Annotated in this window: 13 protein-coding genes; 5 read left to right on the top strand and 8 right to left on the bottom strand. The window is 74.1% G+C overall.

Annotated elements, in window-relative coordinates:
* Window positions 1-21: 21 nt before the first annotated feature.
* The 3 genes from IE195_RS08800 to IE195_RS08790 all read left to right on the top strand — a co-directional run bounded on the left by IE195_RS08800 (window position 22) and on the right by IE195_RS08790 (window position 4,696).
* The gene (locus IE195_RS08800) at window positions 22-3,018 is read left to right on the top strand and encodes a DEAD/DEAH box helicase (RefSeq protein WP_191269440.1); all 2,997 of its coding nucleotides are present in this window, start codon (window positions 22-24) and stop codon (window positions 3,016-3,018) included.
* The gene (locus IE195_RS08795; RefSeq protein WP_191269438.1) at window positions 3,015-3,752 is read left to right on the top strand and encodes an SWIM zinc finger family protein; all 738 of its coding nucleotides are present in this window, start codon (window positions 3,015-3,017) and stop codon (window positions 3,750-3,752) included. Before IE195_RS08800 ends, IE195_RS08795 begins: the two co-directional genes overlap by 4 nt.
* Before the next feature lie 107 nt (window positions 3,753-3,859).
* Window positions 3,860-4,696 (top strand): SAM-dependent methyltransferase, encoded by an 837-nt coding sequence (locus IE195_RS08790; protein ID WP_191269436.1) that lies wholly within the window; start codon window positions 3,860-3,862, stop codon window positions 4,694-4,696.
* 47 nt (window positions 4,697-4,743) lie between these two features.
* On the opposite strand, the gene pcaDC is transcribed toward IE195_RS08790, so the two are convergent.
* From pcaDC to IE195_RS08755, 7 genes are all read right to left on the bottom strand, one after another.
* Window positions 4,744-5,883 (bottom strand): bifunctional 3-oxoadipate enol-lactonase/4-carboxymuconolactone decarboxylase PcaDC, encoded by a 1,140-nt coding sequence (gene pcaDC / locus IE195_RS08785; RefSeq protein ID WP_191269434.1) that lies wholly within the window; start codon window positions 5,881-5,883, stop codon window positions 4,744-4,746.
* Window positions 5,880-7,265 (bottom strand): 3-carboxy-cis,cis-muconate cycloisomerase, encoded by a 1,386-nt coding sequence (gene pcaB / locus IE195_RS08780; RefSeq protein ID WP_191269432.1) that lies wholly within the window; start codon window positions 7,263-7,265, stop codon window positions 5,880-5,882. Before pcaB ends, pcaDC begins: the two co-directional genes overlap by 4 nt.
* Before the next feature lie 33 nt (window positions 7,266-7,298).
* The gene (gene pcaG / locus IE195_RS08775) at window positions 7,299-7,862 is read right to left on the bottom strand and encodes a protocatechuate 3,4-dioxygenase subunit alpha (RefSeq protein ID WP_191269430.1); all 564 of its coding nucleotides are present in this window, start codon (window positions 7,860-7,862) and stop codon (window positions 7,299-7,301) included.
* On the bottom strand, window positions 7,859-8,674 hold the full coding sequence (gene pcaH / locus IE195_RS08770; RefSeq protein ID WP_225942442.1) for a protocatechuate 3,4-dioxygenase subunit beta: 816 nt from the start codon (window positions 8,672-8,674) through the stop codon (window positions 7,859-7,861). The genes pcaG and pcaH overlap by 4 nt, the downstream gene beginning before the upstream one ends.
* Window positions 8,675-8,727: 53 nt before the next feature.
* Window positions 8,728-9,903: a thiolase family protein gene (locus IE195_RS08765; protein ID WP_191269428.1), complete on the bottom strand. Its 1,176-nt coding sequence runs from the start codon at window positions 9,901-9,903 to the stop codon at window positions 8,728-8,730.
* Between the two features lie 120 nt (window positions 9,904-10,023).
* Window positions 10,024-10,779 carry a CoA-transferase subunit beta gene (locus tag IE195_RS08760; RefSeq protein ID WP_191269426.1) on the bottom strand — a complete coding sequence of 252 codons (756 nt, stop codon included), beginning with the start codon at window positions 10,777-10,779 and terminating at the stop codon, window positions 10,024-10,026.
* Window positions 10,776-11,663, bottom strand: coding sequence for a CoA transferase subunit A (locus IE195_RS08755; protein ID WP_191269424.1), 888 nt, complete (start codon window positions 11,661-11,663; stop codon window positions 10,776-10,778). The genes IE195_RS08760 and IE195_RS08755 overlap by 4 nt, the downstream gene beginning before the upstream one ends.
* A gap of 180 nt (window positions 11,664-11,843) precedes the next feature.
* Between IE195_RS08755 and IE195_RS08750 the strand changes: the two genes are divergently transcribed.
* Window positions 11,844-12,647: an IclR family transcriptional regulator domain-containing protein gene (locus tag IE195_RS08750; protein WP_191269422.1), complete on the top strand. Its 804-nt coding sequence runs from the start codon at window positions 11,844-11,846 to the stop codon at window positions 12,645-12,647.
* 62 nt (window positions 12,648-12,709) lie between these two features.
* On the opposite strand, the gene IE195_RS08745 is transcribed toward IE195_RS08750, so the two are convergent.
* Window positions 12,710-13,252, bottom strand: coding sequence for a CGNR zinc finger domain-containing protein (locus tag IE195_RS08745; protein ID WP_191269420.1), 543 nt, complete (start codon window positions 13,250-13,252; stop codon window positions 12,710-12,712).
* Window positions 13,253-13,277: 25 nt separating this feature from the next.
* On the opposite strand from IE195_RS08745, the gene IE195_RS08740 reads away from it, so the two are divergent.
* A complete protein-coding gene (locus IE195_RS08740) occupies window positions 13,278-13,421 on the top strand; it encodes a hypothetical protein (RefSeq protein ID WP_191269418.1) in 144 nt (47 codons plus the stop codon).
* Window positions 13,422-13,461 lie beyond the last annotated feature (40 nt).

Raw genomic sequence — 13,461 nt, 5'->3', positions numbered from 1 at the left:
CCGGTCTCCACGGGGGGTGTGGTGCGGGTTCTGCACGGGGTGTGGTCGAGGGATGCACTGGTGCTCTGGGGCGAGGGGGACCCGGCGCCGGTGCCGCCCGCCGCGAAGCCGGGCGCGCACCCCTTCGCGGCGGGCACGGCGGAGCTTCGGGACCTGGTGGCCAAGGCCGGGGTCGACCCCGACGGGCCCCGTTCCGCCGAACTGGTCCTCCGCCTGCCCGGAACCGAGGAGGCGCCCGCACCCTCCGGCACGGCCGACACGGAGCCCGTCGAATTCCGCCCCTGGCGGGTCCCGGTCCTGGAACTGTCCGCGGCCCGGGCCGACGCCCTGCTGGCCGCGCTCGACGAACCGCCCTGCCCGCTCGGCCCCGCCCTGACCCACCTGCGCGCGGTCCACACCTTCGCCGAACGGCTGATCCTGGCGGGCTGTGTCCTGCCCGACCTGGTCGGACAACCGCCCCGCGCCCGTTGGCGACCGGCCCCGCTGGACACCGCAGAGGCACACCTGGCCGCGCTCACCGACGCCCTCCCGCCCTCGGCCACCGCACACCTGGACCCGCGCGAACGGGACGAGGCCGCCCGTGCCTGTGTGCTGGCGCCCCTGGAACTGCTCACCGACGCCGCGGCCCGCCGTCTGGCCCCGCCCAGGAGCGCACCGGATCCCGGCCCCGAAGCCGCACCCGCGGCGCTTCTGGCCGCCGCGCTCACCGGGGAGCGCAACCGGATCGGCGAGGACGCCGCCCGGGCGCTGCGCGGCCCCCTGCGCGAGTGGCGGGACCGGGTGCGCGGCGGCGGCCGGGCCCAACTGCTGTTCGTGCTGCGCGAGCCCGAACCCGAGAGCGCCCGGGGCGGCCCCCGGCCCTGGACCGTGGAGTTCTGGGTGCGCTCCACCACCGACCCCGGCCTGCGCCTGCCCCTGGAGCAGGTGTGGCTGGGCGAGGGCGCCGCCTGGCTGCCCCAGGACGTGGCCGCCACCGCCCTGGCCGACCTGCGGCGCGCCGCCCGCCACCTGCCCGCGCTCCACCGGGCCCTGCGCGAGCTGGCCCCGGAACGGCTCTACCTGGACACCGCGGGCGCACAGGCGTTCGTCGGCGACGCCGCGGCCCGTCTGGCCTCGGCGGGGTTCGGCGTGGTGCTGCCCGAGTGGAGCGGACGCGACGCACTCGGGCTGCGGATGACCGTGAGCGAGGAACCCAGGCGGCGCGGCCGCGGCGGGGTGGGCCCCGACGACCTGGTCGACGTCTCCTTCGAGGCGCTGCTGCGCGGTCCGGGGTCCGAGAACCCCCTGTCCGAGGAGGAGCTGGAGGAGCTCGCCGAACTGGCCCGGCTCAAACGCTCCCTGGTCCGGGTCCGCGGCCGGTGGATGGAGATCGACCCCGAACGGGTCGGAGCCGCCCTGGACCTGATGCGCCGGAGCGGGCGCGGGCGGACGCGCCGCGAGGAGGCGCTGCGGACGGCGATAGGTGTGCGGGAGCCCCCGCTGCCGGTGGCGGACGTGGTGGCCGACGGCCCGCTGGGCGCCCTGCTGGACGGCGGGGCCAAGGCCGGACCCCGGCCGATGGGGACCCCGCCCGGCTTCGAGGGCACGCTCCGGCCCTACCAGGACCGGGGGTCGGCCTGGCTGCGGTTCCTGGGTGAGCTGGGCCTGGGAGCGGTGCTCGCCGACGACATGGGGCTGGGCAAGACCGTGCAGCTGCTGGCGCTGCTCACCGACGAGCGCGCCGGGGGCCCCGCGCCCGGGCCCACCCTGCTGGTGTGTCCGGTGTCCCTGCTGGGCAACTGGCGCCGGGAGGCCGGGAAGTTCGCCCCGGGGCTGCGGGTGCACGTCCAGCACGGCCCGGACCGGCCGGTCGGCAACGCGTTGGCCCGGCTCGTGGGCGCCTGCGACCTGGTGGTCACCACCTACGGGGTGGTGGCGCGCGACTCCGGGGAGCTGTCCGGGATGCCCTGGCACCGGGTGGTCTGCGACGAGGCCCAGGCGCTGAAGAACCACACCACCCGACAGGCTCGGGCGGTGCGTTCGCTGCCCGCCGCAACCCGGATCGCGCTCACCGGGACCCCGGTGGAGAACAACCTGGGCGAGCTGTGGTCGTTGATGGAGTTCGCCAACCCCGGGCTGCTGGGTTCGGCCGCCGACTTCCAGCGCGCGGTCGCCGACCGGGCCGAGGCGGAGGAGGGCGCGGGGGACGGCACCGACCTGGTGCGCCGCCTGACCGGGCCGTTCGTGCTGCGCAGGCTCAAGACCGACCGGTCGATCATCGCGGACCTGCCGGAGAAGCACCAGATGCGCACCTGGTGCACGCTGACCCCCGAGCAGGCCTCGCTGTACCGGGCCGTGGTGGACGACATGGCCGAGCGGATGGCCGAGGCCGACGAGCGGGAGCGCAGGGGGCTGGTCCTGTCGGCCATGTCCCGGCTCAAACAGATCTGCAACCACCCGGCGCAGTTCCTCGGGGACGGTTCGGCGCTGGCGGGACGCTCCGGCAAACTCGACCGGCTGGAGGCGATCCTGGGCGAGGCGGTGGCCGAGGGGGACAAGGCGCTGTGCTTCACGCAGTACGCGCGCTGGGGTGAGCGCCTGGCGCCCTACCTGCGCTCCAGGCTCGGGGTTCCGGTGTTGTGGCTGCACGGCGGCACCTCCCGGGCCGACCGTGAGCGAATGACCGAGCACTTCCAGACCGCGGCGGGGCCGGCGGTGTTCCTGCTGTCGCTGAAGGCGGCGGGGACCGGGTTGAACCTGACCGCCGCCAACCACGTGGTGCACGTGGACCGGTGGTGGAACCCGGCGGTGGAGAACCAGGCCACCGACCGGGCCTTCCGGATCGGGCAGCGCAGGGACGTGCAGGTGCGCAAACTGGTCTGTGTGGGCACCGTGGAGGAACGGGTGGACGAGATGATCGAACGCAAGAGCGCACTGGCCGACGGTGCGGTGGCCACCGGCGAGCAGTGGCTGGGCGGTCTCTCGGTGGAGGACCTGCGCGAGGTGGTACGGCTGGCGCCCGAGGCGGTGGCCGGATGAGCTGGTCGGAGCTGGTGGAGGCGGCCCTGGGAGGTTCCGGGGGCGATGCGGTGGAGCGGATCTCGGTCCGGCCCGGCGAGGTCCTGGGCCGGGTCCGGGGGCACGAGGTGAGCCTGATCCGCGTCGTGTGGCCCGACCAGGAGTGGGCCCGGGCCGGTGCGGCGCTGGCCTCGCAGCCGCTGTTTCGGGCGAGACTGCTCTCCGGTGAGCTTCCGGAGGCCGCGGAGCGGGTGTTCGCCCTGCTCGGCCTGGCCCTGGTGCCGCGGGGGTGGGGCGACCTGGTGGCCACCTGCTCCTGCGACCACTGGGCGGGGCGCTGCGCACACCTGTCGGCGACCGCCGCCGCGCTGGGGGCGGAGGCCGACCGCGACCCCTTCGTCCTGACCCGGTGGGCGGGCCGGGAACGGCGTGCGTTGGTGGAACTGGTCAGGGGCACGGCCACCGGAACAAAGGGGGCTTCGGCGCAGGGCGCGGATTCGGACGGGGACCACCGCTCCACACTTTCGGTGGAACACGCGGACGCTGGTGGCGACGTTTTCGCCGCTCGGGCACAAACGGGCGGCCCCCTTTCCCCGGCGGCCTTCTGGCAGGCCCCGGACCCTCCCCCGGTTCCACCCCTTCCGGAGGGGGTCGGCGATCGCGTCAGAGCCGCGGCCCCAGGGCATGTCGCCGACGAACTGCCCGGTTTCGACCGCTTCAGCCGTCCCTTTTCCGCCGACGAAGAGGACCCCTGAAGCATCCGCTCGACTTTCTTGTGGAAAAGCCGGTACGACCCACGAAACACGGTTACGATTCGCCTGAAGATGCCTCGCACAAACTAGTCCTGATTGGTACCTCTCCTATGGCCGATCGCTTCCCCCCCCACATCAACATGGACACGCCGAGCATCGCGCGTATGTACGACTATCTGCTGGGCGGGAAAGACAACTTCGAGGCGGACCGGGAAGCCTGCGAGGAGCTCGCCAAGGGCATCCCCGAACTCGTCGCCTTCGCCAACGACAACCGGGCCTTCCTCGGGCGCGCCGTCGAGTACGTGAGCAGGCAGGGGGTGGAACAGTTCCTCGACCTCGGTGCCGGTCTGCCCACCACGGAGAACACCCACCACGTCGCCCAGCGGGCCAACCCGGGGGCGCGCGTGGTCTACGTGGACCACGACCCCATCGTGCTGGCCCACGGCAGGGCTCTGGTCACCGACAGCGCCGGAACCGCGTTCCTGATGGCCGACATCCGCGACACCGACCAGGTCCTGAGCGCACCGGAGACCCACCGGCTCATCGACACCGACCAGCCGGTGTGCGTCATGCTCGTCTCACTGCTGCACTGCCTGCCCGACGAGAGCGACCCCTTCGGCATGGTCCGCTCCCTGCTCGACCGGCTCGCCCCCGGGTCCTGCGTGATCTTCTCCCACATCGTCTCCGACGACCCCGAGGCGGCTGCCTGGATGACCGAGAAGATCCTCTCCTTCGGCACCCCCTGGGGCCGTGTGCGCAGCCCCGAGGAGGCCTCCGCCGTGTTCTCCGGACTCGAACTCGTGAGTCCCTGGATCGACGGCCGCGACCAGGGACCCCGGGCCGTGGACTGCGCCACCTGGCGCCATCCCGACCGGGACCCGCTCCGACGCCCAGACGACCCCGAGATCAAGAGGTGGGAGATGTCCGGGGTCGCCTTCAAACGCTGACCCCCGTGCAACGAGGGGCCCGGCCCCGCTCCGGCGGGGCTGGCGGGTCAGGCCCCAGCGTCCTCGTCGAGGACCTCCTGGGCGATGGCGAAGGCCTTGTTGGCGGCCGGGACCCCGCAGTAGACGGCGGCCTGGAGGAACACCTCCCCGATCTCGTCCGAGGTCAGGCCGTTGCGCAGGGCCGCCCGCACGTGCATGGCCAACTCGCCCCAGTGGCCCTTGGCCGCCAGGGCGGTCAACACCATGCAGCTACGGGTCCGCCGGTCCAGGCCCGGGCGGGTCCAGACCTCACCCCAGGCGTACCGGGTGATCAGGTCCTGGAAGGGTTCGGTGAAGGCGCTCTTGCGCTCCTCAGCCCGGTCCACGTGCGCGTCGCCGAGCACGCTCCGGCGCACCCGCATCCCGGCGCCGTACCGGTCCGCGGCGGTCAGGTGCCGGGTGATGAGCGTGTTCACCTGGGCCGCGTGCGACCAGGACAGCAGGTGGGCCGCGTCCGGGAGCACCACGAGCCGCGCGCCGGGGACCCGTTCCGCGATCAGCGCGCCGTTGCCCTCGGGCGGGGTCGCGGGGTCGTCGGCCCCGGCGACGACCAGGGTGGGCGCGGTGATCCGGTGCAGGTCACCGCGCACGTCGTGGTTCTCGATGGCGCCGCAGCAGCCCGCGTACCCCTCGTCGGGGGTGTCGACGATCTGGTCGCGCAGGAGGGTGACGTCGTGGGGGTGCTCCTTGGCGTAGCCGGGGGTGAACCAGCGCTGCACGACGTTGTCGGCCAGGGCGGCGGTGCCCTCGGCCCGGGCCAGGGCGGCCCGGTCCCGCCAGTTCTGTGCGGGGCCCATGTACGGGGAGGTGGCCATCAGGACGAGGCGGTCGATGCGCTCGGGGGCGTTGACGCCGAGCCACTGGCCGACCATGCCGCCGATGGACAGGCCCGCGTAGTGGGCGCGTTCGATCCCCAGCCGGTCGAGGAGGGCGAGGACGTCGCCGCCCAGGTCGGCCATACCGTAGGGGCCCTGGGGGACGGGCGAGCGGCCGTGTCCGCGCAGGTCGACTCGGATCACCCGGAAGACGGTGGAGAGCGCCTCGACCTGCGGTTCCCACATCTGACCGGTGGTGCCCAGGGATCCGGCGAGCACCAGCGGCGGTGCGTCCGCGGGGCCGCTCACGGTGTGGTGGAGGTCAACGCTCATCGGTTTCCTTCTTCGCTGTCGGTACGGTCCGTCCGGCCGGTCCTACCCGTCACCCGGTCGGTGAACACCGCGGCGGCGCCGAGGTAGGCCGTGGGGTCGAGCAGTGCGCTGACCTGTTCGCGGGTGCGCAGCCCCCGGAGGTGTTCGGCCAGGACCTCGACCGGGTCGCGGCCCTCGTCCACGGCGGCCCGGCAGGCGGCGGCGACCCTGCGGTGGGCCTCCGTCCGGCCGAGTTCGGGGGCCAGGTCGGTGGTGAGGCGTTCGCTCAGGGCCAGCCCGCCGGTGCGGTCCAGGTTGGCGCGCATCCGGTCGGGGTGCACGCGCAGGCGTTCGGCGCTGGTACGCAGCCAGGACACCGCCGAGCCGGTGCGGCGCAGCAGGTCGGTGAGGGGGAGCCACTCGGCGTGCCAGGCCCCGGCGGCGCGCTGGTGCTCCTGGATCTGGGCGGCGAACAGGTTGGCGACCAGGCCGGGTGCCTGGCGGGCGGCGGCCAGGGCGCTGACGGCGGCGACGGGGTTGCGTTTGTGCGGCATGGTGGACGAGCCTCCGGTGCCCTCGCCGCCCTCCTCGGTGACCTCGCCGACCTCGGTCTGGGCGAGCAGGACGATGTCCTGGGCGACCGTTCCGGCCGCACCGCACACCCGGCCCAGGGCGGCGGCGGCCTCGGCGACACGGCCGCGTTCGGTGTGCCAGGGCAGGTCGGGTTCGGGCAGGCCGAGGCGGGCGGCGAAGGCGGCGGCCGTCTCCGGGCCGCGGGGGCCGAGGGAGGCCAGGGTGCCCACGGCCCCGCCGAGCTGGGCGGCCAGGCCGTGGGTGAGGACCTCGTCGAGCCGGTCGGCCGCTGCGCCCAGGCCCGAGGCCCAGCCCGCGGCGACCGCGCCGAAGGTGGTGGGCAGGGCCTGTTGGAGCAGGGTGCGCCCGGGCATGGGTGTGCTGCGGTGGCGGTCGGCGAGCGTGCGCAGGTCGGCGGTGAGGAGGTCCAGTTCGCCGTGCAGGGCCCGGCCCGCGCGGCTCAGGAGGAGCATGGCGGCGGTGTCCATGACGTCCTGGCTGGTGGCGCCGCGGTGGACGTGGCCGGCCGCTCCGGGATCGGCCCGGTGTACCTGCGCGGTGAGCTGTCCGACCAGGGGGATGACGGGGTTGCCGCCGCCCGCGGCCGCCCCGCCCAGGGCGGCCGCGTCGTACCTGTGGGCTGCGCAGGCGGCGGCGATGGTCTCGGCCTGTTCCGCCGTGGGGGCCTCCGGGTCCGCCGGGTCCGCGGTGTCGGCGAGGGCGCGGGCGAGGGCGGCCTCGGTGTCGAGCAGGGCCTGGAGCCAGGCGGTGTCGTCGGTGAGCGGGCCGAGGGGGCCGTGGTTGAGGACACCGTCGAACAGGCCGGTCATGGGTGGGTCCTTGTCTGGCTCGGAGCGGAGCGGTCAGATGTCGAAGAAGACGGTCTCGTCCGCGCCCTGGAGGCGGATGTCGAGACGGTAGCCGTCCTCCTCCCGCCGGGCGACCAGGGTGGCGCGTGCCGCGGGGTCCCCGATGGAGTTCAGTACCGGGTCGGCGGCGTTGGCGGCCTCCTCCTCGGGAAAGTACAGGCGGGTGACGACCCGGTTCAGCATGCCGCGCCCGAAGACGGAGATGTCGACGTGCGGCGCCTGGTCCCCGCCGGGCCCGGGGACGGGCCCGGGTTTGAGGGTGAGGATGCCGTAGGAGCCCGAGGCGTCGGTGGGGCAGCGCCCCAGGCCGCGGAAGCCCGGCAGGTTCCGGGGGCCCCGGGGGTCGTCGGGGTGGTCGAAGCGGCCTTCGGGGTCGGCCTGCCAGGTCTCGATGAGGGCGTCGGTGACGGGTGCGCCCGCGCCGTCGTAGACGGTGCCGCGCAGCCAGAGGGCGCCGGGGGTGCCCTCGGCGACCGCGAAGGGGCCGTCCGGCCAGGGCAGGCCGATGTGCAGGTAGGGGCCGACCGTCTGGGACGGGGTGGTGGGGTGGGTGCTCACTCGTCGTCCTCCAGGACCTCTTCCTCGGACTCGAACGGGGTCTGCTCGCGTCCGCGCAGCACGATGTCCCAGCGGTAGGCCAGGGCCCACTCGGGTTCGGTGGTGTCGTAGTCGAAGCGGGCGAGCATGCGCTCGCGGGCCCTCTCGTCGGGGACCGACTGCCACATGGGGTCCTGGAAGAAGAGGGGGTCGTCGGGGAAGTACATCTGGGTGACCAGGCGCTGGGTGAAGGCCCGCCCGAACAGGGAGAAGTGGATGTGGGCCGGGCGCCAGGCGTTCCGGTGGTTCTTCCAGGGGTAGGCCCCGGGCCGGACGGTGACGAACCGGTAGCGTCCCTCGGCGTCGGTGAGGACCCGGCCGACCCCGGTGAAGTGGGGGTCGAGCGGGGCGGGCCAGGTGTCGCCGGTGTGGCGGTAGCGCCCGGCGGCGTTGGCCTGCCAGATCTCCACGAGGGTGTGCGGGACGGGTCGGCCGTCGCTGTCGCGGACCTGCCCGTGCACGATGATGCGCTGGCCCTGCGGTTCGCCCTCGTGCTGACGGGTGAGGTCGTGGTCGTGCGCGCCGAGGCGGTCCCCGCCCAGGACGGGCGCGGTGATCTCGGTGAGCGTGTGCGGCAGGAGGGTGAGCGGGCGCTTGGGGTGGCGCAGGGCGGTGCTCCCGTACCCGGGGTAGTCCAGGGGCGGGTGGGTGTCGTGGTCGCGGACGTAGCCGGGGACGTGCAGCCCGGGGGCGCGGGTGCCGGTGCGGGGCGCGGACCCGTGAGCCGGGCCGGCCCCGTCGGGGCGGTGCGCCCCGTCGGGTGTGGTGGACATGTGGCTGTTCCTTTCGGGGCGGGCCCCGGACTCGGCGGGGCCCGCCGGGGACGTCAGGCGTGCAGCACGACGGCCAGACCCTGGCCGACTCCGATGCACAGGGCGGCCAGGCCCCATCCGCCGCCGCGCCTGCGCAGTTCGTGGGCGAGCGAGCCGAGGACGCGTGCTCCGGAGGCGCCGAGCGGGTGGCCGATGGCGATGGCTCCGCCGTTGCGGTTGACGATGTCGGGGTCCAGCTCCTTCCAGCTGCGGACACAGGCCAGGGACTGGGCGGCGAAGGCCTCGTTGAGTTCGACGGCGGACAGGTCGTCCCAGCCGATCCCGGCGCGTTCGAGGGCGATCTCGGCGGCGCGGACCGGGCCGATGCCGAACACGTCGGGGTCGACCCCCGCGACCCCCCGGCTGACCAGGCGGGCGAGGGGTTCGCGGCCGGTGGCGGTGGCGGCTCCGGCGTCGCCGAGCAGGAGGGCCGCGGCGCCGTCGTTGAGGGGGGAGGCGTTGCCCGCGGTGATGGTGCCCTCCTCGCGGAAGGCGGGTTTGAGCCCGGCGAGTTTGTCGGCGGAGGTCTCGCGGATGCTCTCGTCGCGTTCCAGGCGGGCGCCCTCGACCTGGACGATCTCGTCGTCGAAGATCCCGTCGGCCCAGGCGCGGGCGGCCTTGGTGTGGCTGGCCAGGGCGAAGGCGTCCTGGTCCGCGCGGCTGACGCCGTACTGGCCCGCCAGGCCCTCGGTGCTCTCCCCCAGGGAGACGGTCCACCTGCTGGGCATGCGCGGGTTGACCATGCGCCAGCCGAGGGTGGTGGAGTGCAGGGCGGCGTCGGCGGCGGGGAAGCCCTTGGCCGGTTTGGGCAGTACCCAGGGGGCGCGGCTCATGGACTCGACTCCCCCGGCCAGGACCAGGGAGGCGTCGCCGGTCTGGATGGCCCGGCTGGCCTGGACGGCCGCTTCCATCCCGGAGCCGCAGAGGCGGTTGACGGTGGCTCCGGGAACGGAGGTGGGCAGCCCGGCCAGGAGTGTGGCCATGCGGGCGACGTTGCGGTTCTCCTCGCCCGCTCCGTTGGCGTTGCCGAACAGGACCTCGTCGACGGCGGCCGGGTCGAGGTCGGGGCTCCGGTCGATCAGGGCTCTGACCACGTGCGCGGCGAGGTCGTCGGGGCGGGTTCCGGAGAGTGCGCCGCCGTACTTGCCGAAGGGTGTGCGGACGGCGTCGAGGACGTAGACGTCGGTCACCGTGTGCCTCCTGGGTTGAGGGGGTGTGTCCGTCGGCGGGTTCGGTCCGGTGGACCGGAACCCATTACCTAACAGTGTTAGGCAGCGTACCCGTCCGGGTTCGGACGCCCCCGGCCGGGCTCAGGCGGCCCCGGTCAGGGAACGGACCACCGAGAGTTCGGTTTCGGTGGGGGCCGGGGTCCGGGCGAGGTCCTCGGAGACCCGCAGGTCCCAGCCGGTCGCCTCGCGCACCGCCGCCGCCTCCACGCCCGGGTGCACGCCCACGAGGGTGAGTTCGCGGGTGAGCGGGTCGGGTTCGAGCACCCCGAGGTCGGTGATGACCCGGACGGGACCGGCACCGGTCAGACCGAGCCGCTCGCGGTCTCCGGGGCCCGTGCCGTGGCCCACCGAGGTCACGAAGTCCACCCTCTCCACGAACGCGCGCCGGCTGTGCCGCATGATCACGGTGACCTCGCGGCAGGAGGCGGCGATCTCGGGGGCGCCGCCGGCACCGGGAAGGCGCACCGCGGGGTCGTCGTAGGCTCCGATGACGGTGGTGTTGATGTTGGCGTACCGGTCGATCTGGGCGGCGCCGAGGAACCCGGCGTCGATACGCCCGGCCTGGAGCCAGTAGTTGAAGACCTCGGGCACCGAGACCACGGTGTCGGCGGTCTCGGCGAGGATCCCGTCACCGATGGACAGCGGCAGGCGGTCGGGGGACGCGCCCAGGGTGCCGGACTCGTAGATCATCCACAGGTCGGGGGCGTGGGTGCGGCTGGCCACGTTGGCGGCGGTGCTGGGGAGACCGATGCCGACGAAGCAGGCCGTCCCGTCGCGCAGCGAGCGCGCCGCGGTGACGGTCATCATCTCGTCGGCGGTCCAGGTCACGGTGGTCACGCGCCCCTCCCTGCGGGCTCGGGGTCGTCCGCGGCCCGGTCGGCCGCGGCGGGTCCGGCCGCCGCCCGACCGGTGGCGGTCGGTCCGGTGGCGGCGGTGAGTTCGGTGAGCCAGGCGGTGAAGGCCTCGCGGTCGCGGCCGATCGCGTCCCAGGCCCGGTAGGCGGCGTTGTCGCGCTCGTAGTAGCCGTGCGCGTATGAGGGGGCGGCGCCACCGGGGACGACGCTGACCGCGTCGACGACCCGGCTCGGCAGGATCACCTGCCCGGGGACGGGTTCGAGCTCGTCCACGACCTCCTCCACGGTGACCAGGACCCGGTCGGCGGCCAGCGCGGCCTCCTTCTGGATGCCGGTGATGCCCCACAGCTGCACGTTGCCCGCGGCGTCCGCGCGCTGGGCGTGGATCACGGTGACGTCGGGGTTGAGCGCGGGGACGGCGGCCAGCTCCTGTCCGGTGAAGGGGCAGGTGATGGTCCTGATGTTGGGGGTGTTCCCGGCCAGGTCGGTGCCGCTGTAGCCGCGCAGGACGGCGAAGGGCAGGCCGGAGGCGCCCGCGACGTAGCGGTTGGCCATCCCGGCGTGGCTGTGCTCCTCGATCTCCAGCGGGACCGGCCAGGAGCGGGTGACGGCGTCCCGGAAACGGTGCAGCGACCCCACTCCGGGGTTGCCGCCCCAGGAGAAGACGAGCTTGCGCGCGCACCCGGCACCGATGAGTTGGTCGTAGACGATGTCGGGCGTCATCCGGACCAGCGTGAGGTCGCGCAGGCCCTGGCGGATGACCTCGTGTCCGGCAGCCACGGGGATGAGGTGGGTGAACCCCTCCAGCGCGACGGTGTCGCCGTCGTGGATGAGCTGCCGGACCGCCTCGTCCAGGGGCACGGCCATGGCGGCCCTCCTGTTCGTATAGCGCATAGATGTTCACATCGCGAACTTATTAGCTAAGACCGTAGCGCCGATCACAGTGAGGGTCAAGGCGTGCCCCGCCTGTTCGGTATGAGAACATCGCGATGACCGCGGTCCGCCGCACCACGGCCGCACCCCCCGACCCCGATCCCGGAAGGCCTCATGACCACCGAAGAAGCCCCCGATCGCGGAGCCCACTTCGTGCAGTCCCTGGAACGGGGGCTCATGGTCGTGCGCGCCTTCTCGGCCGAGCGCCCGGCCATGACCCTCAGCGAGGTCGCACGCGCCACCGAGCTGACCCGGGCCGCCGCCCGGCGCTTCCTGCTGACCCTGGTGGACCTGGGGTACGTGCGCACCGACGGCCGGATGTTCTCCCTCACCCCGCGGGTACTGGAGCTCGGCTACGCCTACGTGGCCTCCGCGGGACTCCCCGACGTGGCCCAACCCCACCTGGAGGACCTGTCCGCCCGCGTGCACGAGTCGGCTTCGGTGTCGGTGCTGGAGGGCGACGACATCCTCTACGTCGCCCGCGTGGCCACCTCGCGGATCATGGCCGTGTCCATCTCCGTGGGCACCCGCTTCCCCGCCTCCACCACCTCCATGGGCCGGGTCCTGCTGGCCGGGTACGACGACGCCGGGCTGGACGCCTACCTGGACCGGGTCGAACTGCGGCCGCTGACCCGGTTCACCGTCACCGACACCGCCGAGCTGCGCGCGGAGATCCTGCGCGTGCGCGCACAGGGGTACGCGATCGTCGACCAGGAACTGGAGGAGGGCCTGCGCTCGCTGGCCGCCCCGATCCGCGACGACGCCGACCGGGTGATCGCCGCCGCCAACGTGTCCGCGCACGCCAACCGCTCATCGATCGAGGACGTGCGCCGCGACCTGCTCCCCGCCCTGCTGGAGACCACCGCCCGGATCGAGGCCGACCTCGCCTCGGTCGCCCGGCGCGACACCGCAGGCTGACCCGCGGGACCGGTCGGGCGGGTCCGCGCGCGCCCGGATGGGAGCGCGGCCCCGGCCCCGACTCACCGGGCGCAAACCTCCGTGTCCTCGAGTGCGCGGGCCCGGTGCCGGCGGACGGCGTCGCGGTTGCCGCAGGCGGGTGAGCAGTACCGCTGGCGGCCGTTCCGGGAGAAGTCCGCGTAGACGTGCGCGCACCCCCGTGCGGCGCACCGGCCCAGGCGGCCCATCCCCCGGCCGGTCAGGTGCAGGGCGGTGCCGACGGCGATCAGCGAGGCGATCTGCCGGTGGGCGGGCAGGTCGTCCGGACGGTAGTGCAGGTGCCAGCCGGTACCCGCGTGGTCGGTCAGCCGCGGCGGGCCGGAGAACTCCACGAGCAGGGCGTTGAGCCGCCCGGCACGGGTGGGCTCGTCCGGGCTGTCGACGACGGTGGCCCACCCGGCCAGGAAGTCGCGGACCGCGATGAGGTCGCCCTCCGCCACCGGCCTCTCCAGGAGGAACCCCGCCTCGACGCAGCGCCGTTCCAGGTCGGCGGTGTCGGCGAGCGGTTGGTTGACCAGGTCCACCGCGAGCGCCAGGGGCCCCTGGCCGTAAGGGTTGAGGTGCATGATGCCATTACACCAGGGTGGGCCCATGACCGGACACGAACACCGTTGGGCCGCCGCCTCCGCCCATGCGACCAGCGAGGGCCTCGTCGGCTACCAGCGCTGCCGTTGCGGCGGGCACCGCGTCGCGCCCTCGGCGCCGACCACCCAGGCCCGCCCCCGCAGCCCCTGAGCACGCCCCGGCCCCGCCTTGCGTCCCTCCCACGGCGCCT

The sequence above is a fragment of the Nocardiopsis terrae genome, from assembly GCF_014651695.1.
GTDB lineage: Bacteria > Actinomycetota > Actinomycetes > Streptosporangiales > Streptosporangiaceae > Nocardiopsis > Nocardiopsis terrae.
This window is presented reverse-complemented; position numbering and strand designations above follow the sequence as displayed.